Raw genomic sequence first — 25,223 nt, forward strand, 5'->3', positions numbered from 1 at the left:
GGACGCGGGACCGGGGTCAGCTGGTCTCCGACGGATCGGGGAGCCGCTCGCACAGCGCGTCGGCGAGCGCCCTCGATGTTCCGTAGGACCACAGGAGGGTGGGCGACAGCTTGAGCCCGAACGAGGCCTCCAACCGGTTGCGCAGTTCCAGGCCCATGAGGGAGTCCAGGCCGAGTTGTTTGAACGGGACGTCGCCGGAGACCTGTTCGGCGTCGAGCCGCAGGACCCGTCCGGCGAGCCTGCGGACCTCCTCCTCGGCGGCGGCCGGACGAGCCTCGGGCGAGGTGGCCAGCAGCCGCGCCAGGAAGTCGCCGCCCCCGCCTGCGGCGCCGCCGCCGTCGCGCGCGGCGACGAGCAGCCGCTCCCAGCTGCCGAGCGCGGCGGTGTCCGGATACGCGTCGAACCACCGGCGCAGATGGATCGGCACGTATGCGGTCACCGGCTCGTCCCGCTCCAGCATCCGTACGAGCGCGGACCATGCCTCGTCGGGGCCGAAGCCGCCCATGCCGCGCTCCTCCAGGCGCGCGCCCCGCTGGTCGTCGCTCGCGGCGAGGCCGACCTCGGTGAACGGGCCCCACTGCACGCTGAGTGCGGGCAGGCCCCGGCGACGCCGTGCCTCGGCGAAGGCGTCGAGGTAGGCGTTGGCCGCCGCGTAGGCGGCCTGCCCGGCGTTGCCGACCAGGGCCGCCGCGGAGGAGAACAGGACGAAGAAGTCCAGGGGATCCTCCGCCGTGCCGGCGTCGAGGTTGCGGGCACCCGCGGTCTTCGGTGCCAGGACCCGTTCCGCCTGCCCCGGTGTCAGATTGCGCACGGTGGAGTCCTCAAGCAGACCCGCGGCGTGCACCACCCCACGCAGCGGCGGCAGTTCGTCCCGCACTCCTGCGAGGACGGCACGCACGGCGTCGGCGTCGGCGACGTCGCACCGCTCGGTACGGACCGTGGTGCCCGCGGCGCGCAGTGCCTCGATCCGCGCGGCGGCGGCCGGGGCGGGGCCGGAGCGCCCCAGCAGGACGAGCGATCCCGCACCGTGCGCCGCGAGGAATTCGGCCAGGCTCAGGCCCAGCGCACCGAGGCCGCCCGTCACCAGGTAGCTGCCGTCGGCGCGGAACCGGCCGCCGGGCATCGGCAGCGGTGTCACACCCTCGACGCCGGAGGGGTCGACCAGGACGGTGCGCGGCCCCTGCGGAGCGCCGCTCACGGTCTCGCGGAGGACGTCGGTCACCTCGGCCATGGCGCGTGTGCGGACGGGAAGCGACTCCAGCTTGCCGTTGACGACCAGTTCCCAGGCCGCCCGCAGGGCGGAGGCGAAACGGCGCCCCCGCTGTTCCAGCAGGCCGGGCAGCGCGACCGTGGAGAGACTGACACCCCGGCTGAACGCCTCGGCGCCGAGGGCGCGGCTGCCACTCCCCCCGAACGCGATGTACCGGCCGCCGGCGGCAAGCGCGTCCAGCCTTCCGTCGCCGGGCTGTCCGGCGGGCGAGGCGAGTACCAGGTCGACGCCGCGGCCGCCGGTGGCGGCGCGCACCGCCTCGGCCCAGTCGGGGTCCGTGGGGTCGACGACGACGTCGGAGCCGGCGTCGGCGTCGCCGCCCGTGGCCGTCGTGATGATCCGGGCACCCAGCACCCGGGAGATCTGCTCGACGGCGGCCCGGGCCGCGACGGCGGCCGGAAGGTCGATCAGCACCGTCTCCCCGGCCTCCAGCCGCCCCAGGTCCGACAGGGCGTACCAGGCGGCGGCCATCGGAAGCGGCAGCGCCGCCGCCTCCGCGTCGCCGAGCCCGTCCGGAACGAGCGCGGCGTGGTCCGCTCGTACGGTGACGTGGCTGGCGAGGACGCCGACCGCGCAGGCCGCCACCCGGTCACCGGGCGCCACGGCGGTGACATCGGGGCCGACCGCCGCGACACGGCCGGCGCATCCGGAGCCCAGCGGCAGCGGGCCGGCGCCGGCCTGCTGTGCCCCGAAGGCCCGGAACGCGTCCCCGTGGTCCATGGCGACGGCGGCGATCTCGATCTCGATCTCGCCGGGGCCGGGCGAGCGCCGGGCGAGCGGCAGGAACTCGACCGGCTCCAGGGCGCCCGGCCGGCGGGCACCGGCCCGGAACGGCTGCCGCGCCGAACGCCGGGCGGGCAGCGCGGCGGCAGGTCCGCCGGCCGGGACGCCACGGGTGAGTCGAGCCGCGAGGCGCCGGCCGGCGCGCAGGGCCACCTGGTCCTCGGAGCCGTCGCCGAGGAGTTCGGCGGCCCACTCCGCCGAGCCGTCGGCGTCCGCGGGGTCGACGTCGACGAGCCGGGCGAGCAACTCCGGGTGCTCGCGCCGCAGGACACGGGTGAATCCCCAGTAGAGCGCGCCTCCCGGATCGGGAGCGTCGCCGGACTCCACCGCCTGCGCCCTTACGGTCACCACGGCCAGCGGCGGCGGTACGGGCAGATCCGAACAGGCGCGGGCGAGTCCGGCGAGGCGGCTGAGCCCTTGCCGTTGGGCTTCGTCCCCGGCATCGGCGTCCGGCGCGACGAAGACCACGTTCCCGGGGAGCGCCGACGCGTCGGGCACTCCGTCCGTGACGGTACGCGTCACCCGGGCGCCGGCGGCGGCCAGCCCGTCGGCCAGCCTCCGGGCCGTGCCGGTGTCGTCGGCCGCCCCGCAGACGAGCCAGTGGCCGGTCTGTGCGACCTCGTCACGGGGGGCGGTCAGATCAGTCCACTCGACGCGGTGCAGCCGCTCGGCGTCGGAGTCGGCTCCGGAACCCGCGCCGGGCAGCGGCGACAGCTCCAGTCCCTCCATGACCAGCAGCGGCCGGTGAGCGGTGTCGAAGACCTCGATGTCGAAGACGCCTTCCGCCCGCCGGACGGCGTGCGACCACACCTGGGTGACGGGCTCCTCAGGGTCGTCCAGCAGCTCGATGCGGTCGACGGCCGTCGGCATCAGAGCCGTTCCCGGTGCGTAGGCGTCGCACAGTGCGAGGGACACCTGGAGCGCCCCGTCCCACAGGGCGGGATGCAGCGCGCGCCCGCGGTTGCCCGCGCGCAGCCGGTCGCCCAGCACGACCTCGGCCAGGGCGTGCTCACCGGCCGGGTCGGCGTACAAGGTACGGATGCCCCGGAAGGCGGGGCCGTATTCGAGGCCGCGCGCCGCCCAGCCGCGGTAGAAGCCGTCGGCGTCCACCGGGTCGAGACCGGCGTGCCAGTCGGGGAAAGCGGTGGCGGGGCGGGGTAATTCCCGGTGGCCGACCCGGGCAGTGGCGTTCTCCTCCCAGCCGGCGCCGCCCTCGGACAGCGACAGCAACCGGAAAGCGCCGCCGGCGGTTCCGCCACTCCACTCGGCGGTGAGCCTGGTCATGTCCTCGGTCACCGCCACCTCCTTGCGGAAGCGGACCTTCTCCAGACGGCGGGCGGCGGGGCCGGGGAGGGCACGGGCGGTGTTGACGGCGATGGCGAGCATTCCGGCGCCGGGCAACACGGGGGTGCCGTGCACCTGGTGGTCCTCCAGCCAGGGCGGGCTGCTGAGCGACAGCTCCAGGGCGCCGTGCCGGACGTCCGCCTCGCCGGGCGCGGGGAGGAGCGATGTGTCGAAGCCGCGCGCCGCCCCGGCGCCCCGCGGGCGTTCGGCGGTCCAGTAGCGGTCCTGCCGCAAGGGGTACCCGGGCACCGCGGTGCCGGAGCCCCTGGGCAGTTCACCGAACGGCTCCAGGCCGGCGACGTAGCCGCGGGCGAGGGCCCCCGCGACGTCCGCGGTGCTGCCGTGATGGCGGCGCATGGTGGTCAGCACGGCGGCCGCGCGGGGTTGTCCGGCCACCAGCTGCTCGATGGCGGGCGCGAGGACGGGATGCGGGCTGATCTCCACGACATGGGTGATGCCGTCATCGAGCAGGGCACCCATCGCGTCGGCGAACTGCACGGGGTTCCTGAGGTTCTCCACCCAATAGGCACCGTCCATCTCCGGGCCGGCCAGCCGACACCGTCGCACGGTCGACATCAGGCCGATCTCGGCGTCGCGCGGCCGGACGGGGTCCAGGGCGGCCAGCAGGTCGTCGCGCAGCGGGTCCATCTGGGGGCTGTGCGAGGCGTAGTCGACATTGACCAGCCGGCAGTAGGTGCCCTCGGCGTCGAGCAGCTCCTTGAGGGTCAGTACGGCCTCCTTCTCGCCGGACAGCACACAGGAGCTGGGGCCGTTGTGCACCGCGAGGGAGACGCTGTCCTCGAACCCCTCAAGCGCGGCCAGCGCGGCGTCCCGGTCCAGGTCCACGGCGAGCATCCGCCCGTGTCCTGAGGCACGGCGGGCGATAGCGCTGCGCCGGGCCATGACCAGGGCGGCGTCCTCGTAGGAGAGGACTCCGGCGAGGGTGGCCGCGGTGATCTCGCCCTGGCTGTGGCCGAGTACGACGTCCGGCTCGACCCCGGAGGCACGCCAGAGCTCGGCGAGCCCGAGCGACATGGCCCAGAGGGTGGGCTGGAGCATGTCGATACGGCTCATCCACTCCTCGTCGGCCTCGCCGGAGAAGATGTCCAGCAGGTTCCAGTCGGTGTACGGGCGCAGTACGCCGGCGCATCGGGTGACGACCTCGGCGAACAGCGGGCTGTCCCGGAAGAGTTCGACCCCCATGCCGCTCCACTGGGAGCCCTGCCCGGGAAAGACGAACGCGGTGCCGCCCCGGGTTACGGCGTTGCCGACCGTCAGTCCGGGTGACGCGGGCTCGGCGTCCGGTGCGGCGGCGAGGCCGAGCAGACCGGTACGCAGCTGGGCGGATTCCCCAGGGGCGACGAGGGCGGCGCGGACCGGGAAGTGGTCGCGGCGCCAGGCGAGGGCGCCGGCCTGGGTGACGACCTCCTCGGCAGTCTCCGGGACCAGGGGCGCCAGTTCGGCGGCGCGCACGCCGAGGGCGGGAACGTCCTTGGCGGACAGCGGTAAGACGGCGGGCAGTCCGGTCGCCGGGACGGGCGCCGACGCGTCGTCCGCGGGTGTCTCGGGAGGGTTCATGATGACCACATGGGCGTTGGTGCCGCCCCAGCCGAAGGAGTTGACCCCGAGGTAAAGCGGGCCGCTGCCGGGCAGCGGTACGGGCTCGCGGACCACCCGCAGGTTGATGTCCTCGAACGGGATGGCCGGGTTGAGCTCCTCGGAATGCAGGCTCGGCGGCACGACACGGTGCTTCAGCGCGAGGAGGATCTTGATCAGGCCCGCCAGGCCCGCGCTGGCCTCCAGATGCCCGATATTGGTCTTCACCGAGCCGATGAGCAGCGGGTCGTCGGCACGGTCCTGGCCGAGGACGCGCCCGATGGCCGCGGCCTCGATCGGGTCACCGCGCCCGGTACCGGTACCGTGCGCCTCGATGTACGCGGGGGCGCCCTCCGGTACGACTCCCCCGCCGTAGGCGCGTCGCAGCAGGTCCTCCTGGCCCTGGGGGCTGGGGGTCACCAGGCTGTCGCCGCCGCCGTCGTTGTTCACGGCCGTGCTGACGACGACGCCGTGGATGCGGTCGCCGTCGGCCAGGGCGCGCTCCAGTGTCTTCACATAAAGGGCGGCGACTCCTTCGCCGCGCACGAACCCGTTGGCCGACGCGGCGAACGCCTTGCACCGTCCGTCCGGCGAGAGACCGCCGAAGTGGGTGAGCCCGACCGTCACATGCGGGTCGAGCATGAGGTTGGTGCCGCCGACGATCGCCGCGTCGATCTCGCCCTGGCGCAGGGCCTGGGAGGCCAGGTGCAGAGCCACGAGCGAGGAGGAGCAGCCGGTTTCCACGGTCATGCTGGGCCCGCGGACCTTGAGGAAGTACGAGAGACGCGCGGCGATCACGTCCAGGGCGTTGCCGACGAGGCTGTGCGGGGTGGGCTGGGCCTCGCGTCCCTTGCGCAGAAGCTCGTAGTCGTGCCAGGAGGCGCCCACGTACACGCCGGTGTGCGTGCCGGCGAGGGCGTCGGCACGCTGACCGGCGTCCTCCATGGCACGCCATCCCACTTCCAGCATCAGACGCTGCTGCGGATCGATGGCCTCGGCCTCGCGGGGCGAGATGCCGAAGAAGCCGGCGTCGAACCGGTCGACCCCGTCGAGGAAGCCGCCGACCGCCTGGATCTCCTTCTCGGGGTCGAGCTGCGCCGTGCTGTCCCAGCGGTCGGCGGGAATCGGGCCTATGCCGTCCTCGCCCGCCATCATCAGATCCCACAGGCTTTCGACATCCGGCGCGCCCGGAAACTTACCAGCCATACCAACAATGGCAATCAGGTTCGCCGGGTCGCGTTCTGCGTTCGCGTCCATTCGTCGCCCTCTTGTCTCGCAACTAAATCCCGAAGCAATCCATCTGAATTTATGTCAACCCGGAAGTGGGGAACACCCCTGACATCTCAGGGGTGTTCCCCACGGACGACCCCTAGAGGTGATCTGGGGTCACCTGAGGTCTCGCAGACGCGTCCTGACCAGCCCCTTACTCGCGTTGATCATGCGCGGCCCGATCTCCGGCGGTGCCTCCCGGCGGGACCACACGGCATTCATCGCCATCTTGCCCGGACTCATGGCGAAGCAGCGGGTGCTCTCGATTCCCAGCCGGAACGACGGCGCGATGAAGTCGGCCTGCTCGATATGCCGGAGAATTCGCTTCGCCGCCTCCCCCGGGGTGACTGTCCCCTCCTCCACAGATTCACAGAGGTCGCGGGTGAGAATTCCCATCTCGTTGAATCCAGCGCTCACCGGCAACGGCGAGCCGGGGTGCTTGCTCTGTTCGAGGTCGAGGAAGACCTGGGTATCGCCGGTGGTGTCGTACCGGTAGTAGGCGTCCTCAAGCATGACGTTGCCGAGCATGGTGCCGAGCATCCAGGTCCGGTTGACGGCGTTCCAGAGTTCGTAGTCCCTGAAGCCCACGAAGGAGCTGTAGACGAGGTTGTCGTGGAAGTCGAAGAGTCCCTGCTGGAGGTTCTCCAGGTACGAGAACCGCTCCAGCGACCAGTCACCGTCGCGTGAGGCGGCGATCAGCCGCCAGCCGAGCGCGTTGACCAGTTCCATCGTGTTGGTCAGACCACGCGAGTAGAGGGCGTCGATGAAGCCCGCCGCGTGCGAGGTGAGGCAGAACCGCTCTCCCACGACCTGCTTGGCCGAATACTGGAGCCGGCCGGTGGACACCCAAGGCCGTACGGCCTTGGCCCCGTCGAACTGCCAGGCGATCTCCGGGAACCGCTTGAGGAAGTCGTCGAACTCCTGCTCCCCCGTGGCCTCCCCCTTGGGGAAGACTCGCGGGTCGAGCGTCAGGCCGACGCTGCACAGCGGGTTGAGCGAGTCCTCGTGGTTGTCGAACGGGATGACCCACAGCCAACCGCCGTCGAAGACATGGTGCAGCGTGCCGTTGTGCCACGGGTTCGGCTGCTTGTGCTGCCTGCCGTTGGGGGAACGATCGTACGGACGCACGCCCACCATGTGCGTGAACAGGCTGCGTGAATGGGTGCGCGCCCGGGTCGGCGTCTCGCGCAGGCCGAACTTCTCCGCGAGCGGCGAGCGGAAGCCGCTGCCGTCGACGACGTAACTCGCGCGGAACTCCTTGCCGGCTTCGGTACGCAGCACCGCACCGGAGTCCGGGTCGATCTCGATGTCCGCGATGCGGGTGGCCAGCTGGGGAACGGCGCCGTACTTCACCGCCAGGTGGAAGAGGTACGCGTCGATGTCCTGCCGGAACAGGTGCGTCTCGGTCCTGATGGCGGAGGGAACGACCAGCTGGTTGACCTCCGCGGGGTTCTGCGGACGGCCCTCGCGGTGGTAGACGAAGCCGAAGTTCTGCTTCTGCCCGCAGTTGCGGGAGACTTCCTTGCGGATCCCCTTGAAGCTGGACAGTGCCTTCAGTTCGGGAACCTGGTACCGGTCGGCGATCAGCCGGGTCATGCCCGAGGTGTACGGAATCGTGGATTCGCCGACGGCGAATCGCGGGTGGGTACCCGCGTCGAGCAGCAGAACCTTGACGCCGTTGCGGGCGAGTACCGCACCCAGCATGCCGCCGGCCATTCCGCTGCCGAGGATCGCCACGTCGTACTGGTCGCTCGGCTTGTGTTTCGAGTCCTTGCGCGGCAAGTCGCTCACCTGTCTCTCTCCGATATGCAGTGGTGCCTGCTCATCTCGCTGCCGCTTCCGGGAAGTGCTTCCTCGGCAGTTCCTTACGCGTCCGGATACCGAGCTTCCGGAAGGCCTTCGTGAGGTGCTGTTCGACCGTGCTCACCGTGATGGTCAGCGTGTCGGCGATCTCCTTGTTGGTCCGGCCGTGCGCGGCGAGGGCGACAACCGGTCGTTCCGCCCCGGTCAGCCGGCCCAGCGCCGTCTCACCCGGCGCGGACGCGAGGCTCCACGCCCCGGCGTGGGACCGCGCACCGGCCCCGCACTCCCGCTCCAGGCGCTTCGACTCCTCCAGCACGCCGCGGGCCCGGGAGGTCTGGCCGGCGAGGGCGTACGCCCGACCCAGCTCGCCCAGCGCACCCGACAGCTGGAACCGGTCACCGCAGGAGCGGAGGTTCGTCACCGCCTCTTCGAGCAGCCCGGCCCGCTCGCCCGGGTCGCGGGTGGCGGCGCACACCCGCAGCGAGATGCCGCGCGCGCGGGACAGGCCTTCGCCCGCGAGCGCGGCCTGCTCGTCCGCGAGTCCGCGGGCCGCCCGCACGTCCGAGAGGGCGAGATGCGCGCGCGCCGCGCTGCTGCGCCACGGCAGCAGGGTCGGCTGGTCGAATCCCCAGCTCGTCATGAGTTCCCCGCACTGTGTGAAGTCGTCGAGCGCGGCGTACGGGCGTCCGGTCTCCAGGTGGAAGCAGCCCCTCGCGTGCAGGTAGTAGAGCCCGAACCGGCTGGAGAACATGCCGTCGGGCACCGGCTGCGCCACGTACTCGGCGGCGGCCGCGAAGTCACGCGTGTCGGTCGCCGCCTGGATCAGGTTGGCCAGTGGGCCGCCGATGCAGACGCCCCAGCTGTCGGCGGGCACTTGGGCGAGTGCGGCCTCGGCCAGTGACCGGGCGCCTGTCAGATCTCCCAGCCGCAGCGCGATACCGGCCCTGAGCGACGCGAACTCCGCCATCCACAACGGGACCTTGCGGGCCCGTGCCTCCTCCAGCCAGTGATCGCACCAGCGGGCGGCCGTGTCCGGCCGGTCGGCGAACGACAGCGCCGCGACGGCGCACATCAGCCACTCCTGGGTGTGCCTGCCGAGCCGCATGGCGCGCAGGGCCGATTCCGCCTCGGCCACGGCGTCCTCGGTGGGGCCGTGCGCGAGCACCCGCGACAACGCCATGGCGCTCAGCGAGCGCGGGTCGTCGATCACCGGCTCTCCCCGGGCGGGAGCCAGCACCACCGGGTAGGTGACGGAGAGCAGCTCCCAGGTGGCCCGCACCTCGGCCGCGTACTCCGGGTCGGCCCGCTCACCCCGGTCGTCCATCTGGGCGACGGCACGCACCGCCTCGTCGAAACGGCCGTGCCATAACAGGTACTTGGCCAGCATCAGTGTGTGCCGGGTGGACAGCCGGCCGTCGCTCAGGGCAATCGCCAGCTCGCCGAGGTGGGGCGTGCTGATCGACGGATTGAGCATCCAGGAGGTCGAGGCCAGCAGGGCCCGCAGGCAGACCCGTTCACCGTCGTCGGCCCCGAAACGCAGCGCCGCCTCCAGACAGGAGTGGGCCTCCGCCACCCTGTTGCCGTTCAGGTGCCGCTCCGCGGCTTCCCGCAGCAACGGCACCGCCCACGGCAACGATCCGCCGTCACCGGCGCAGTTGCGCAGGTGCCGAGCGGTCCGGGTCGCGGCGACGCCCTCCTCGTAACACATCAGGGCCGCTTCGCGGTGCAGGGTGCTCCGCTCCGCCGCGCTCAGCCCCTCCAGCACGGCCTGCGCGGCGACGGGGTGCCGCAGCCGGATCCCGTCCAGCAGACCGGCGGCCTCCAGAACATGCGTGCCGCGGACGACGGCGGACGGCTCCAGGCCGGTGAGCCGCGCGAGTTGACCGGGGGCGTGGATGTCGCCGTCGAGCACGGCCAGCGCTCGGGTGAGCCGCAGCAGCGCCGGACGCCCTCGGTGCAGGCAGCTCAGGAGGGTGTCGCCGTAGGTGTCCCCGACCACCGGCGTGGCCGGGTCGGAGGCGCGGCGGGAGTCCTCCAACAGGGCCCGGACCAGCAGTGGGTTCCCGCCACTGACCCGATGGCACCGCTCGGCGAAGGCCGGGTCCGGAGTGGCTCCCCGGTGAGCGGCGAGCAGGGCCGTGACCCCGGCCGGCGACAGCGTACCCAGCGTCAGACCACGGTAGTTGGGCTGCCGGAGCAGCTCCGCGTGCAGTTGCGGATGGGCGGGGCGCGACAGGGGGCACTCGGTGAGCACCAGGACCACCCGTGCCTGCCGCAGCCGGCGGATCAGATGGAGCAGCCAGTGCAGGGACAGCGGGTCCGTGAACTGGACGTCGTCGACGCACAGCAGTACGGGGGAGTCCTCCGCGGCCCGGACGACCTCGGCGCACAACTGGTGCAGGACGTCCGTGTGGGCCGCGTCGAGCGTCCACGGCCGATCGCCCGTCTCCTCCGCGACCGCCGCGCACGTTCCGTGGAGGCTGTCAAGGAGCGCGACGGCTCCCGGAGGAGCGCCGGCCGACCGCAGCAGCTGCCTCAGCACGCTGCCCGGAGACCGGCGCTCCGGCCATGTGCCGACCGCGTCCAGGACCAGAAAGTCCTGGTTCGACGCCTCGCTCTTCAAGGCGGTGAGCAACTCCGTCTTGCCACAGCCCATGGCACCGCCGATCACCGCGGCGCCGCCTCCTCCACCGCGGACGCAGGTGCGGAGCAGCTCGGAGAGCTCGGACAGTTCGCGGTCCAGTCCGACCAACCGCATGATCTTTCCTCCCCTCCTACGCCGAAGAAGAGGTCACGGGTTCCGGCTCCGCGGACTCCGGAGCGCGGGGGACCTCCACGGGCTTGCGATAGACGCGCGACAGCAACGGACCGGTCATCGCCGTGGTGACCACGGCCATCACGACCATCAGGGAATACAGCCCGGTGTCCAGCAGGCCGAGTTGGAGGCCGATGCCGAGGATGACCAGCTCGGTCAGTCCCCGGGTGTTCATCAGTACCCCGAGAGCCGCGGCCGGCCGTGACGGCAGGCCCTGGCTGCGGGCGCCGACGTACGTTCCGCCGAACTTGCCGACGATCGCGACCAGCAGGATCACGCCCAGCTCGACGAAGTCGCTGCTCCCCATGGACCCCAGGTCGACCTTGAGGCCGGCCACCACGAAGTAGACGGGCAGCAGCAGTGAGGTGACCTGCCCTGTGCGGTCGTGGATCTCGGTCCGCAGAGCGAGGGTCTTCTCCCGGGGCATGATGGTGCCGAACAGGAAGGCACCGAAGATGAAGTGCATTCCCATCGCCTCGGTCGCCGCAGCCGACAGCAGCACCCCGATGAGGACGAGGGCGAGGTGCCACGGAGCGAAGGCGACCGCCTTGCCGTCCTTGACGAAAACGGCGCGCAGCAGGGGCCGCACGACGTACATCATCACGAGGATGTACGGGACGGCGAGCACCACGCGCCAGTGCTCGCCACCGCCGCCCGCCGTCGCCTGGACCGCCGCGAGAGCGGTCCAGGCGACGACGTCCACGGACGCGGCGGTCGCCAGGGCGATCCCGCCGACCGCGGTCTTGCTGATACCGCGCTCGGTGAGAATCCTGGCCAGCACGGGGAACGCCGTTACCGAGACCGAGAGTCCGATGAACACGACGAACGCCGCGGTGTCCCGGCTCTCGTGGGTGCGCAGCAGGTAGAAGGCGAGCCCGATGCCGAGCAGGAACGGGGCGACGGTGGAGCCGAGGATCGCGCCTCCGGTGACCCGGCTCCTGCCGCGCAGCGTGGAGCCGTCCAGTTCCAGACCGACGGCGAACATGAACAGGGCCACGCCGACATCCGCCATGCCCGTGAGCAGCGGGCGGATGTCGTCGGGGAACAGCAGATCGGAGATCGCCCCGTTGAACAGGGTCGGCCCCAGCACAACACCCGCGACGATCTCGCCCACCACGGCGGGCTGGTTGACACGGGCCGCTAAATGGCCGAGCCCTCTCGCCAGAAAGAGGATCAGCCCGAGATCGATGAAGAGTAGTTGCACCTGGTGACTGCTCATGGCCTAGGCGTCCCGCTCATCCCTGTCTCGTCGTGGGTGGTGTTCAACTCTGCTCGGCGGCTGGCTCGGCGCCCTCGTCGATGAGGTCGTCGATCGTGAGGGTGAGCATCGGGTGCTTCCCGCTCAGCCCGGAGATCAGCTGGACGAAGTTCGCCGACGGCGTGCGCTCGCGGTCGGGGTCGACCATCTCCTGCGCGAGGCTGTGGTAGAACTCCTTGTACTTCGTGCGGTCGTAGAACCGCTCGACGAAGGTCCGGATCTCGTCGAAGAAGCCCCGGTACGCGGTGACATAGCGCTTGAGTGCCTGCTCCTCGATCTCCGGGTGCTGGATGATCTTGTCGACGATCTTCGACAGGGTGCTGCCCGCCAGCGTCGCCAGCGCGACACCGGTGGAGAACAGCGGGTCGACGAAGGCGGCGGAGTCACCGACACACACCCAGCCGTTGCCGGTGAAGCTCTGGCTGGTGTACGACCAGTCGCGCGCGGTCCGCCAGCCGGCGGACTGGTTGGCGCCCTCAAGCATCTTCTTGAGTTTGGTCGACTTCGCCATCTCGTCCTTGAAGAGGTCCTCCAGGGACTTGCCGTCCTTGTTGGCTTCCTCCGACCGCGTCACGTAGCCGACGCTGATGGTTCCCTTGTCGATCGGGATGGCCCAGAACCAGCCCTCGTCCAGGCCCTCGATGAGGATGTTGGTGTACTCGTCGCCCGGCAGCCGCTCGCAGTTGTCGAAGTACGTCCAGACGGCGACGTTGCGCAGCTCCTCGTGCCAGGTGACGTCGGCGTACTTGCGGCTGAGGAGCCGGGCCTGGCCCGAGGCGTCGATGACCAGCTTCGCCCGCGCCTCGTGCATGCCGTCCGTGCCGCGCAGAGTGAAGCGGACACCGGTGACGCGGCCCTCGGTCTCGATGGGCTCCTTGACGGTGGCTTCCTCGATGATGAACGCGCCCAGCTCACGGGCCCGGTCGAGTATCAGGGAGTCCATGTCCGCGCGCCGGGTGTGGTACGCGTATTCGTGCGTGGTGCCCTCGATGAACGAGAAGTTCCACGGGACCTGCGCATTGCCCCAGACCAGCGTGCCGCCGTACTTGCGTTCGAAGCCTCGGGCGTCCATGCGCTCGGTCAGGCCCAGTTCCTTCATGGGACGCATGAAGGCGGGGATGAGTGATTCTCCGACGTGATAGCGGGGAAACCGCTCACGGTCGAGTACGAGGACACGATGTCCACGCTCCGCGAGAAGTCCCGCGGTGGTGGAGCCGGCCGGCCCGCCACCAATGACGATGACGTCGAATTCTTCAGGCACCCCGAAGAGAGTGGACGACATTACAGATCCTCCCCTTGCTTCAACTGACGTGCACCGCTTTGGGCGGGGCGCGCATCGGCATTCCTCAAAGTGTGGCGTCTGCCCCATGAAGGTCTTCTGGAGTATCTCTGGATATTTGATCCCACAGGCATGGAGCGGCTGGGCCGGCATTCTGAATTCATGCTGCGAAAATCTGTCATCGGCGCAAAACGAACGGGCACAGGAAGCACCGACACGGCCTGATTCAACGTTCACCCAAATTGTTCATGGGTGTGTTCGCCCCGACCGGCACTTCTTTATCTTTCCGGCTCCTGTGTTGTTCCACCGGAATTACCCGCGCCGGTCAGCCATACCCCACCACGGGTTGGCCTCATCAGCTCGTCAGCAGGTGCACGCTCGCGTGGTCACCGACCATCAGCCGGTGGCGTCGTCCTTCGCCGTCGGCGGAGGCGACCAGTGCGCCCCGGCCGATGACGGAGCCGTACAGTCCCCCGACACCGCTGATGGTCGCGGTGTCGAGGACGATCGAGTAGGACACACCGGCGCCGCTCAGCACACAGTCGTCGCCGATCGTGGTGTCCGGCCCCACGACGCTGTCTTCGATCACGGTGCCCCGGCCGATGCTCACCGGGCCGGTGATGCGCGAGTTCACCACCCGGCTGTCCGCCCCGATCTCCACCGGGCCGATGAGTTCGCTGGCCTCGTCCGCCTTGCCCGCCACGGAGGGGGCGAGGCTCCGCAACAGCTCACGGTTGCACTCCAGCATGTCGTCGACCGTTCCCACGTCCCGCCAGTAGCCCGTGTAGCGGGACGCACGGACGTCGTGGCCCCCGGCAACCAGCCACTGGACGGCATCGCTGATCTCCAGCTCCCCACGCCCACTCGGCACGATGGCCGCGACTGCCTCGTGTACCCGCGGGGAGAAGACGTAGACGCCGATGAGTGCCAGGTCGCCCACCGGGTGGGCGGGCTTCTCCACGACCCGGGTCACCCGTTGCCGGTCGTCCAGTTCGGCCATGCCGAAGGCCCGCGGATCATCGACCGGCTGGACCGCGAGCTGGGCGTCCGCCCCGCCTGTGCGGAAGTCGGCCACGATGTCCGCGATGCCCTGCGGCAGCATGTTGTCGCCCAGGTACATCACGAAGTCCGCATCGCCCAGGAACTCCCGGGCGATCACCAGACAGTGGGCCAGTCCCCGGGGTGCGTCCTGGTGGAGATAGGTGATCCGCAGGCCGAGCGCGGAGCCGTCGCCGAGCTTCGCGGCGATGTCACCCGCGTAGCCCCCCACCACGATGCCCACCTCGGTGATCCCCTGTGCGCGGATGTCCTCCAGGATGTGCACGAGCACCGGCTTGTTGACGATGGGGATGAGCTGTTTGGGCATGGTGTGGCTGAAGGGCCGCAGCCTGGTCCCGGTGCCGCCGGCCAGGACGAGCCCCTTCATGACTCGGCCCTCGTCGCCGGCTCCTGCTTCCCCACCGGCTCCGTCTCGGGCAGGGCCGCGCCTCGCGTGGCCGGTTCCGCTCCGCGGTCGGCGGGCCTGCCGTAGACGAGCCGGCGCAGCAGCGCGTCCAACGGCCCCCTGAGCCCGGCACGTTCGAGTGCGACGGCCACGGCAAGCACCGTGAGCCAGACGCAGACGGCGATGACGGCCGCCCCGGTGGCATGGATCCGGTCGCCGACGCCGAAGGCGACGCGTGCGAGGACCAGCGCGAGCAGCGAGGACTGCAGCAGGTAGCACGTCAGCGAGCGGCGGCCGACCGCGGCCAGGGCCCCGCTCACGGGCCCCGGGGTCCGGCCCCGGTCCTGGAGGCGCGCCACGAACAGCCCGAACGCGGCCGCATAGGCCAGGCCCCCGGCGAAGCCGGTGATCACGTGCAGCGCGGTCACCGAGCCCGTGGCCAGGTCACCGGCCTGCCAGGAACCGGCGCCCACCAGCGCCAGCGGCACGCCGCCGAGCACCGACACGAAACCACCGATGAGCACCACGCGCTTGAGCAGGGCGCGGTGCCGGGCGGGGTCGTCGAGGTAGCGCCTGCGCGCGGCCACGGCACCGATCAGGATGGCGGTGGGGATCGGCCAGCCCAGCAGGATGTGCACCGAAGCGAACGGCACCTGCGACAGCCGCTCGACCACCGCCTCACCGTAGTCGTGGGCCCAGACGGTACCGCGAAGTTCCCCGCCGCTCCCGCTCTCCTCCATGGCCACGGCGATGGACAGCAGAGTGGCCAGAACGGTCGCCGCCGCGGCGCTGATCACCACGCCCCTGCCCAGCGCGCGGTCACCCCGGGTGAGCAGCCACCCGAGGGCCAGCGCCGCGACTCCGTAGGGCGCGAGAATGTCGGCCGGGAAGATCAGCACGAAGTGGACGAAGCCGAACAGGATGAGGAACACCGCGCGCCGGCGCAGCAGCCGGCCCGCCGCGGGCGCCGAGGTGCCGGCCGCACGCTGGCGCATGACGAGCATCGCCATGCCGTACCCGAAGAGGGCGGCGAACATCGGGTAGGCACGGTTGTCGACGAGGTCCAGGCTGAGGAACGTGATCGCGCGGTCGAGTGCGTCGCCCCCTTTCGGGTGGGTCACCACGCCCGGGTCACTGGTCGTCACGTACATGGGCGCATGGGCCAGGGCGATGAGCAGCAGCATGAAGCCCCGCGCGATGTCGGGTGCCGGGGAACGCTCGGCGGGGGTCACCCCTCGCCGTCCGACCGACGAGTTCACAGTCCTGCGGGTCGACATGCGGTCCTCCGAGGGTCTCTGTCTCCGGGTCCGGCCGGGCCGGCCGAGCCGTTCCGCGCCGTCCGGCGAGGCTGTCCGTTCACCGGGCCGGCTCCTGGCAGGTGGCGTAGTCGGGGAGCAGACCGGCCGCCCGGGCCTCGGCGAGCGTCGGTGCGGCCATGTCCCGCTCGGACATGACGGGTTCGATGCCGGCGGGGATCGGGAGCCCGAGCGCGGGATCCAGGGCGGAGAGGGCGAGTTCGTTCTCGGCGACGTAGCCGCTGGTGAGCATGTAGGACATGACGGTGTCGTCCTCCAGCGCGACGAAAGCGTGACCGACACCGACGGGGAAGTACATCGCCCGGAAGTCGACCGGGTCGAGCAGGACCGCGTCCCACTGTCCGTACGTCGGTGAGCCGACCCGTATGTCGACGACGATGTCGAGGGCGGCACCCCGTGCGCAGTAGACGTACTTCGCGGTGCCGGGAGGTGTCACGGTGAAGTGCACCCCGCGGACGACGCCGCGGCGGGACCGGCTGTGATTGGTCTGCGCCGCCCGGAAGAGACGGTGCCCGACGGCCTTTTCGAAAGCCGCCTCCTGGAACGGCGAGACGAAGAGACCGCGTTCGTCGGGGAAGACCCGCGGAGTGAACTCCACTGCTCCCTCGACCGCGAGTTCACGTATTTCCATGGCTCCTCCTGAGCGGGTCCACTGGGGGGCGGGCGGACGAGGCCCTGTCCGGTGCGGCGCGCTACAGCGCCGCCAGCACCTCGCGCAGCGCGCCGATCACCCTGTCCTGGGTCGCGGGAGACAGCGACGGGTACATCGGCAGCGAGAAGATCTGGTCGGCGAGCGACTCGGTCACCGGCAACGACCCTGCCTGCCGGCCGAGATGGCTGAACCCGGTCATGGTGTGGACGGGCCACGGGTAGCTGATGTTGAGTTCGATGTCGTGGTCCTTGAGCGCCCGCAGGATCTCGTCCCTCATCGGGTGGCGCACCACGTACAGGTAGTACACGTGGTCGTTGCCCGGCGCCACGGCCGGCAGCGACAGGCCGGTGCCGGCGAGCCCTTCGGCGTAGCGCTCGGCGATCGCGCGCCGCGCGGCGATGTAGCCGTCGAGCCGGGGAAGCTTCCTGCGCAGGATCTCCGCCTGGACCTCGTCGAGCCGGGCGTTGTGCCCCGGGGTCTCGACGACGTAGTAGCGCTCCTCCATGCCGTAGTAGCGCAGTCGGCGCATGCGCCGGGCGGTCTCCTCGTCGCGGAAGAGAGTGGCTCCGCCGTCGCCGTACGCCCCGAGCACCTTGGTCGGGTAGAAGGAGAAGGCCGCGGCGTGGCCCGTGGTGCCCGCCAGTCTGCCGTGGCGGGTGGCGCCGTGTGCCTGGGCGCAGTCCTCCAGCAGGAGCAGGCCGCGTTCGGCCGCGAGGCTCCGGAGCGGCTCCAGGTCCACACACTGCCCGTACAGATGGACCGGCAGCAGGCAGCGCGTCCGGTCGGTCAGGACCGCTTCCACCTGTGCGGTGTCCATGAGATACGTGTCGGGATCGATGTCGACGAAGACCGGGGTGGCGCCCATGGCGTCGATGGCGACCACCGTCGGCGCAGCCGTGTTGGCCACGGTGACGACCTCGTCTCCCCGTCCGACGCCGAGAGCCTGGAGCGCGAGCTTGATGGCGTTGGTGCCGTTGTCGACGCTGACGCAGTGCGGCATCCCGTGGTACGTCGCGAACTCCCGCTCGAACCCGTGCATACTGCTGCCCAGCACGAGCCGGCCCGAGCTGAAGACGGTGTCGACGGCGTCGAGGATCTCCTTCCGCTCCGCCGCGTACTCCTCCAGATAGCCCCAGACTCTGGTTGTCATGGACGCTCCGCTCCTTCTTTCACGCCGAGGAACAGGCCCCGGCCGGACTGGGCATCGTCGATGTACTCGGTCGTGAAACCCGCGTCGCGCATGGTCCGCTCGTAGAGGTCGCGCGGGAACAGCTGGTGAAGGTAGGACTCGGTGAAGTGCCGGGCCCCCTCGGCATCGGCGACGACGTAGTGCACCTCCATGCGTGAGGCCTCGCCCTCCCTCCGGGTGTGCGACACACGCGAGATGGTGCGGTGGTCGGGCGTGAGGACGTCGGCGGCGACGTAGCCGTCGAGGAAGGACTCGGGGAACCACCAGGGTTCGACGGCGACCACGCCACCGGGGCGCAGATGCCGCGCGAAGCAGCGCATCGTGCCGGCGAGTTCGTCGGCGCTCTGATGCGCCACGGCGGCGAACATGCAGACGACGGCGTCGAAGGTCCGGCCGATGTCGAACGCGCGCATGTCGCCCTGATGCAGAGGTGTGCCGGGCATCCGGTCCCGGGCGACGGACAGCATCGCCTCGGTGAGCTCCACCCCTTCGACATGCTCGAACAGCTCGTCGAAGTAGCGCAGATGGCCTCCGGTGCCGCACGCGACGTCGAGCAGTGAGGAGGCCCCGGGCAGTCGCGCCCGGATCTGCTCGGTCACGTACTTGCTCTCGGCCGGGTAGTCCTTGCCGCGCAGCGAATACACACAGTCGTAGATCTCGGCGAACTCCGGTCCGTACACGGCTGTCCCCTCACGTCGCATGGGCTTCGGCCAAGGCGGCCACGGTCCGCTCCAGTGCCACGCGCAGCGGTATCCGAGGCCGCCAGCCGGTGACCGACCGGAACGAGGAGGAATCGATGGTGACGCTCCGGAAGTCGGTGGCCGGCGCGCTCTCGGGGGGCGCCACGGAGACCACCGGTACCGGCGGTTTCCCCAGCCGGGCCGCCACGAGCTCGGACACGGTACGGCACACGTCGCCGAGGGGATCGCCCCGGCCGGCCCCGAGCAGCCAATGGCCGCCGGCCAGCGCGTCAGGATGGTCGAGCGCGGCCACGAACGCCTGGGCCACGTCCTCGACATGCACCAGGTCCCGCTTGACCGTACCGTCGTGCCACAGGGTGAGCGGCTCGCCGGCCAGCGCGCGGCGAATCATGAAGGCCACGACGCCCCGGTCGGCGGCGTACGGCGCCGCGACATGCCCGAACACCGTCGGCAGGCGCAGGCTCGCGCCCCGCACCGCCCCGGCCGCGGTGGCCTCCTTCAGCAACCGCTCGGCGGCCAGCTTGTGGTGGTCGTACGCGGTCCCGGGGTGGTCCGGTTCGCTGCCGTCGATGGGGCGCTCGGGCGGCAGTCCGATCTGGGAGGCGGCGCCCGCGTACACGACCAACGGGGCAGGTGATTCCCCTCGGTCGCGGCGCAGGACCTCGCAGAGGTTCTCCATGATGCCGACGTTGACCGCCCGGCTTGAGGGGTCGTTCTCGGCCGCCCGCCAGCCACCGCTGTGTGTGACGAGGTGGATCACCGCGTTCGCGCCGGCGACGGCGTCGGCCACCTCCCCGGCGCGCGTGAGGTCCGCCGTACGCACATCGGTGCGGCCCGGCTCGCCGCCGGGCACGCCACTCGGCCGCCTGGCCACCGCCCGTAGCCGGACGGGCAGGCGCGCGAGCGCCGCCGTCACAGCCGATCCGACGAATCCGGACGCTCCGAGTACGGCGACGACGGGCAGCTCGCCCGGCTCCCGCTCCTGCGAAGTCATACGCTCTCGGCTCCTCGCGCGGGCTCACGGGCCGGGCCGGCCGAGGCGGAGAGCGCGTGCAGGCACGCCAGCAGACTCCGGGCCTGCATGTTGATGTAGTGGCTGTGGCGTAACAGCCCCGAGAGCTGTGCCGGTGTCATCCATCGGAAGTCGGGATGGTCCGGCCGCTCGTCCGTCTCGATCAGAAGATGCCGGTTGCGGGTGTGGTAGAGCCTGCCGCCCTCGTCGGACAAGGTGACGTCGAACAGGATCCGGTCCGCTTCTGCCGTCAGCACCTCGTCGAGGAACAGCGGGCGCACGTCGCGCGGCAGCCGGTCGTAGTTCCGCAGGGTGCACTGGACGGTGGGCCCCAGCTCCACCACGTCCACGAAACCCGGTTCCGCGCGCTGGTGCACCAGCACGTGCAGTTCACCGTCGAAGCGGGCGGCGAGGAAGGCGACGAGGCCGATCCCGTGCGCGGCGATCATCGGCTGTGCCCACTCCCCGACCTCACGCCCGGAGGCCTTCACCTGTACGCCGATCACATCGAAGAACCGGCCGCTCTCGTGAACGATGGCGGCGGGTTCGCGCCGCCACTGATCGAGCTCTGCCAGCGGCACCTGCTCGGTACGCACCTCGATCCGGCTACGCGCGGCGGTGATCCAGCTCAGGATCTCCCCTGTCGTGGTGGGGCCGCAGGGCGACGTCGGCCGCGTCACGTGCCGCTCTCCCCCGAACGGCATGCAGGCCAGCACGCTGCGCAGGTCCATGCTGATCAGGTCGTCGATCCTCAGCAGCCCGCGCGCTTCGGTGAGCTTCAGCCAGTGAAACCCGTCGGCCGCCTCGACGTCCTCCCGGACCTCGACGATCATGTTGCGATTACGCTTGCGCAGGAACCACGACGCCTGTTCGGACTGCCGCACATCGGCGATCACCCGGTGCGGGGCGGCGTTCTGAAAGTACGTCAGATAGGGAACGGGCTTCCCGCGGTGCACCCCGCTGAAATTGCTCCGCGTTGCCTGCACGGTCGGTGAAAGCTGAAGTCCGTTTATGTTTCCCGGCTCCGCCTTGGCCTGAACAAGGCAGTACAGAGCACCGTCGACCCGCTTCACCAGAATTCCGAGGATGCCAGTTTCCGGCTGATTTATTATGGGCTGATCCCAGCACGGGACAGCGCCCCGAGAATGATGCGTACGGAGCCCTTCGACTGAGAAGAACCGACCGCTGCGATGGGTCATGGCCGGCAGGTCGGGCGAGCAGTCCCACCCGTGCACGGATGCCAGCGGGACACGCTCCACCTGCGTGTAGATGGTCTTGCGAGCGGCCTCGAACCACTGGTGGAAACTTGCCGGAACGTACGGCGTATCGGCGAGAAATTCCGTCATCAGCAACTCTCGAACTAGGTCGGGTCTGACGCGTCACTTTCACTGGTCACTCATTTTCGCGCAGCCCGCCGCCGTGTGGCGTCTCCCAGATTGCTCATAACGTCCGCCGGCGGCTCACCAATTCAGGGGTGATGCCGTGAACAGCTCCGCGGCGGCCGTCGCCGACGAAACTCGGACGCCGCGCGCCCCGATGGATCAGACCGGCTCACCGATCAGGTGAAGGCAGTGTCCCTCGTACACCCACTGCTCCCACTCCTCCGGCGTCCAGCCGCGTTCGGACACCAGGAGGTGGAAGAGCTCGGGACCGAGCAGCACGTACGAGATGTCCACGGCCCGCTCCACGCCGAGTCCCTCGCGCAGCGCCCGCTTGCTCTCCAGCGACTCGACGAAGCGCCGCTGGACGACCAGTCGCTGGCGCTTGTTCGCCTCCCACAACTCGGCCCCGTCTCCGCTGGTCGCCGCCGCGTTGCGCAGCACTTCGAGCAGCGGACCGACCCGCTCGAAGACAAGACGGGTCAGGTGCACCTGAAGCCGCAGCTGCCGACGCGGGTCCTCCGTCTCCAGCGCCTCGACCACCTGGGGCCGTTCCAGCGTCGGCACGGGATCCTCGTCGCCCGCGATGTGAACGTCGATGAGTTCCTTGAGGATCCGCTGCTTGCTCCCGAACGAGAAGTAGATCGTCTGGACGGCGACGCCTGCCTCACGGGCGATGGACTCGATGGTCGTCGCGCCGTAGCCGTGCTCGATGAACAGTGCCATCGCGGCTGCCAGCATCCGGTTGCGAGTCTGCTGCGCCTTCAGCCGACGGCCGGGGGTTTCCTTCACCATTCTCGATCACTTCCTACTCACTGCTGCGGCATTTCAGGCGCCGCTGGGCGGACCGTCCGAAGGACCCGTCGTGTCGGCACCCATCCACTCCAGCAAGCCAGGCAAGTATGACTGCCGCCTCCGGCCGCCGGGCACGCGGCCATGCCGTACGGGCCGTTCCTGAGGAATGCCCCGGCTCAGGAGTTGGGAGCGGCGGTGGCCCCGGGGCCGCCGGCCGCGGGGCCGGCCGGTGACCGGCGTGCGGCTATCAGCGACCGGACCACCCTGTCCGGACGGACGACCGACGCCGGCTTGGCCAGCAGATGCTGCACGTCGAGCATGACGCGGTGCGCGGGCACCGACACATGGCTGGCCAGCATGACCTGCCGCACGTAGCGGTTCATGACGTCCGTGCCGATGCCCTTGGCCCCGACGGTCTCGGGATACATGAAGTCACTGGTCGTCGACATCTGCCACGGTGTGTCGATCACCCGCGACGCCGCCCGGTAGAACCGGCGCGCCATGGCCGGCGTGGCCGCGCCGTGCCGGTCCAGGCACCGACCGAGTTCCACCGCCTCCAGCGTGGCGACGGTCATGCCCTGGCCGTACAGCGGGTTGAAGCTGCAGATCGCGTCACCGAGCGCCACGAAGCCCTCGGGGACCTTCTTCAGACGCTCGAACCACCGTCGGCGCGCCGCCGGGTACACGAAGCGCTCCGCGTTCTCGTCGCTGACCGGCTTGGTCCGGGCGAGCAGATCGGACACGTGCGGGCTGGGCAGGGCGTCGGCGAACGCGGCGAAGCCCTCGGGGTCCACCGGCGCGTGTGCCCGGTGCCAGCCGCCGAGGGTGACGATCCATCGGTCCCTTTCCACAGCGAAGACCGCGGCGGCCCGCTTGTCGTCCGGCGGCACCGCGGACATCAGGTAGAGGAGGGCGTCGTCGTGCAACTCGCCGCCGGCGCGGTGCATCACACGAGTGGTGTATCCGACATCGATCTTGACGGTGGTGGTCTTCGGCGCCGGGCACCCGAGCCGCCCCAGCCAGCGGTCGGTCCGGCCCGCACTGCGCCCGGTGGCGTCGACGACGAGGGAGGCACCGAGCCTGCGGCCGTCGTCCAGGTCGACCCCCAGCACCCGGCCGGGCACACCGAACAGTCCACTCACGGCGGTCCGGTCGAGGATATCGACGTTGGGCAGCGCGGTGACACGTCGCCGGATCGCGTGTTCCAGGTAGGCACGGGTGAGGCTGATGCCGAGCTGGCCGCTCGTGAACCGGGTCCGCAGCGCCCCCATCTGATGGAACAACAGGTCGCGACCGGGATCGAAGGGCACCGCGCCACCTGCGATCAGTTCGTCGGTGAGACCGGGGAAGAACTCCTCCAGCTTCTGGCGCCCGCTGATGAGCAGGGCGTGAGCGTGGGGGCTCTGGGGCACTCCCCTCCGGTTGTCCGCGCCCTCGGGGAGGGTGTCCCGGTCGAGCACGGTCACCGATTCAAATCTGCGGGCGAGAGTGCGGGCTGCGACCAATCCCCCGATCGAGCCTCCAATAATCACTGCGTGTCCGCCGACCACGCCCACGTGCCCTCCTCAAAAAGACAGCAACTGCGGTGCGGACCGCACCGTTGTGCCATTGTTGAGGCGGCAGGTCAAATGTGTCTTCTCCAGGATTGCTCAACCCGGCGGAATGAGTCCTTCAGGATGCAAAGAGCTCCGGAAGTGCGGCACCGATAGTGGCACGCTCGGCATCGTAAACACGCGTTTGTGACGGAGATTTCAAAACGAGATCCACCGTGATCACAGAGCCCGGCGCGACATAAAAAGGTCCGGCGCTCTCGACCACGATGGGGCGCTTGCCGCCTCCGCATCTCCTCGATACCGCCTGAATGTGCCAGGGCCCCTCGGGAACGTATTCGATGTTCCAGCCGCCGGTGCCGAACTCGGTACGACAACAGCGCGAAGGACGTTCGTAACGCGCCAGCGGAGGAATCGCTGCCACGAAGACGGGCTCATCATCCAACCCGTCACTTCTGTAAACCCTCCCCCGGAACGACCCGTAGGCGAAGGGCGCGTCATCCATCATCCCCGCGGTGAAATCGATGGCAGTCTGCCCCAGCTGCGCAAGCCGACGGAATCGGCCGGGCGGGACACCAACACTCTTCGTGAATCGCGTCGTGAAACTCCCCAGGCTGGAATATCCCACCTGCACCGATATATCGGCAACCCGGTCCGAAGTGCAGAGGAGCTTTCGCTTCGCGACCTCCTGCCTCACCGCGGAGAGGAAACGAGTCGGCGGAAGCCCGGTCTCCTGCCGGAAGATCCGCGACATATGGAAAGAGCTCAGTCGCGCCATGTCCGCGAGGGCACAGAGGGATAGATCCTCGTCGTACCGGTCGCGTATGACTTCGACAACACTCTCGATCTCAGGCCGCATCAGGACTCCCCCGTGAGTTGAACGGCGCGCGCCAGGATTGAGCAACCACAACACTTGACTCTTCAACGTAGTGTACATCTAGAGTACCACATGAGATAGGCACTCTAGAGAGGGACTTAGCATGACGGTTGTCCGCATCACGCGCTTCAGGACCGACCCCGCCAACGACCAGGCGATGATCGACAAGCGGGCGACGCTGATCGCCGCGGTCCGGGAGTCGTTCCCCGGGCTCACCGAGGCGCGTCTCGGCCGGCTCGGGGATGGGTCGTGGGTCGATCACTGGTACTGGGAGTCCGCCGCAGCCATGGAGAAGGCCCTCGCCGCCGCTCCGACGATCCCGGAGGCCGGCCCCGCGTTCGCGCTCACGACCGACTCCACCGCGGAGACGGCCGAGATAGTGGCCGTGGTATAGCAGCGGAGACGCACACCGCTCCTCAGGGCCTCTGCCCGCGTTACGGCGATCCGGATCCGGGTCTCCGCCGACGCGGGCAGAGGCCCTTTTCCGTTCTCGGCGCGGAACGGCCACCCACTCGCCGGCTTCATTTCGGAGGCGTCCACTCCGATCGGATGATTGCCTCCAAATAAGCGGAGTTGAATCATCCAATTCGCCGGACGATCACCACGATCCTGTCCGATGGAGACATCCCAAAGCGCCCCGGCAGTCACCGGACGCGCCGTTCGGTGACTTTTTGCGGAACCGCAAAAACGAAGAAGACAGATGCATGTTCTGTCTGCAACCCTCTGGGCTACGACATCCGCCACCATTGAGCCCGGGGCACACCGGACACCGAGCAGCGAAGGGCAATCCCCACCTGGGCGGCAGACGGCACAACCCCTGAAACACCTGCGATTCACCACACATCGAACCGCAAATCTACGCGCGACACATCGCGTTACACGGATTTTCCG

16 protein-coding genes are annotated in these 25,223 nt (G+C 69.9%); 1 reads left to right on the forward strand and 15 read right to left on the reverse strand.

What is annotated here, in order from left to right; genetic code table 11:
* Positions 1 to 16 precede the first annotated feature (16 nt).
* The 15 genes from IF11_RS0102555 to IF11_RS37620 all read right to left on the reverse strand — a co-directional run bounded on the left by IF11_RS0102555 (position 17) and on the right by IF11_RS37620 (position 24,314).
* On the reverse strand, positions 17 to 6,250 hold the full coding sequence (locus tag IF11_RS0102555) for a type I polyketide synthase (RefSeq protein WP_030349719.1): 6,234 nt from the start codon (positions 6,248 to 6,250) through the stop codon (positions 17 to 19).
* Positions 6,251 to 6,379: 129 nt separating this feature from the next.
* A complete protein-coding gene (locus IF11_RS0102560) occupies positions 6,380 to 8,053 on the reverse strand; it encodes an NAD(P)/FAD-dependent oxidoreductase (protein ID WP_240627729.1) in 1,674 nt (557 codons plus the stop codon).
* Positions 8,054 to 8,084: 31 nt separating this feature from the next.
* Complete coding sequence (locus IF11_RS0102565) at positions 8,085 to 10,823, reverse strand: helix-turn-helix transcriptional regulator (RefSeq protein WP_051745368.1); 2,739 nt, start codon at positions 10,821 to 10,823, stop codon at positions 8,085 to 8,087.
* Between the two features lie 16 nt (positions 10,824 to 10,839).
* Positions 10,840 to 12,099: a cation:proton antiporter domain-containing protein gene (locus IF11_RS0102570; RefSeq protein WP_030349722.1), complete on the reverse strand. Its 1,260-nt coding sequence runs from the start codon at positions 12,097 to 12,099 to the stop codon at positions 10,840 to 10,842.
* Positions 12,100 to 12,142: 43 nt separating this feature from the next.
* The gene (locus IF11_RS0102575) at positions 12,143 to 13,420 is read right to left on the reverse strand and encodes an NAD(P)/FAD-dependent oxidoreductase (protein WP_037726810.1); all 1,278 of its coding nucleotides are present in this window, start codon (positions 13,418 to 13,420) and stop codon (positions 12,143 to 12,145) included.
* A gap of 352 nt (positions 13,421 to 13,772) precedes the next feature.
* Entirely contained in the window at positions 13,773 to 14,843 is a 1,071-nt protein-coding gene (locus IF11_RS0102580; RefSeq protein WP_030349724.1) for a glucose-1-phosphate thymidylyltransferase, read from the reverse strand.
* The gene (locus IF11_RS0102585; protein ID WP_063759108.1) at positions 14,840 to 16,138 is read right to left on the reverse strand and encodes a DUF418 domain-containing protein; all 1,299 of its coding nucleotides are present in this window, start codon (positions 16,136 to 16,138) and stop codon (positions 14,840 to 14,842) included. Before IF11_RS0102585 ends, IF11_RS0102580 begins: the two co-directional genes overlap by 4 nt.
* Positions 16,139 to 16,217: 79 nt before the next feature.
* Complete coding sequence (locus IF11_RS0102590) at positions 16,218 to 16,808, reverse strand: dTDP-4-dehydrorhamnose 3,5-epimerase family protein (RefSeq protein WP_030349726.1); 591 nt, start codon at positions 16,806 to 16,808, stop codon at positions 16,218 to 16,220.
* Between the two features lie 61 nt (positions 16,809 to 16,869).
* Positions 16,870 to 17,979, reverse strand: coding sequence for a DegT/DnrJ/EryC1/StrS family aminotransferase (locus IF11_RS0102595; RefSeq protein ID WP_030349727.1), 1,110 nt, complete (start codon positions 17,977 to 17,979; stop codon positions 16,870 to 16,872).
* Positions 17,976 to 18,698, reverse strand: a complete 723-nt coding sequence (locus IF11_RS0102600; RefSeq protein ID WP_030349728.1) for a class I SAM-dependent DNA methyltransferase — start codon at positions 18,696 to 18,698, stop codon at positions 17,976 to 17,978. Before IF11_RS0102600 ends, IF11_RS0102595 begins: the two co-directional genes overlap by 4 nt.
* A 10-nt stretch (positions 18,699 to 18,708) precedes the next feature.
* The gene (locus IF11_RS0102605) at positions 18,709 to 19,713 is read right to left on the reverse strand and encodes an NAD-dependent epimerase/dehydratase family protein (RefSeq protein ID WP_030349729.1); all 1,005 of its coding nucleotides are present in this window, start codon (positions 19,711 to 19,713) and stop codon (positions 18,709 to 18,711) included.
* Positions 19,710 to 21,077 (reverse strand): NDP-hexose 2,3-dehydratase family protein, encoded by a 1,368-nt coding sequence (locus tag IF11_RS0102610; protein ID WP_106979089.1) that lies wholly within the window; start codon positions 21,075 to 21,077, stop codon positions 19,710 to 19,712. Before IF11_RS0102610 ends, IF11_RS0102605 begins: the two co-directional genes overlap by 4 nt.
* A 195-nt stretch (positions 21,078 to 21,272) precedes the next feature.
* Positions 21,273 to 21,905, reverse strand: coding sequence for a TetR/AcrR family transcriptional regulator (locus IF11_RS0102615; protein WP_051745372.1), 633 nt, complete (start codon positions 21,903 to 21,905; stop codon positions 21,273 to 21,275).
* A 176-nt stretch (positions 21,906 to 22,081) separates the two neighbouring features.
* The gene (locus IF11_RS0102620) at positions 22,082 to 23,371 is read right to left on the reverse strand and encodes an NAD(P)/FAD-dependent oxidoreductase (protein WP_051745375.1); all 1,290 of its coding nucleotides are present in this window, start codon (positions 23,369 to 23,371) and stop codon (positions 22,082 to 22,084) included.
* Positions 23,372 to 23,576: 205 nt separating this feature from the next.
* Positions 23,577 to 24,314 carry a helix-turn-helix domain-containing protein gene (locus IF11_RS37620; protein ID WP_051745377.1) on the reverse strand — a complete coding sequence of 246 codons (738 nt, stop codon included), beginning with the start codon at positions 24,312 to 24,314 and terminating at the stop codon, positions 23,577 to 23,579.
* Between the two features lie 121 nt (positions 24,315 to 24,435).
* Here IF11_RS37620 and IF11_RS0102630 point away from each other — a divergent pair, with 121 nt between their 5' ends.
* A complete protein-coding gene (locus IF11_RS0102630; RefSeq protein WP_030349734.1) occupies positions 24,436 to 24,726 on the forward strand; it encodes an antibiotic biosynthesis monooxygenase in 291 nt (96 codons plus the stop codon).
* Positions 24,727 to 25,223: the final 497 nt, after the last annotated feature.

It is taken from the genome of Streptomyces scopuliridis RB72, assembly GCF_000718095.1.
Classification (GTDB): domain Bacteria; phylum Actinomycetota; class Actinomycetes; order Streptomycetales; family Streptomycetaceae; genus Streptomyces; species Streptomyces scopuliridis.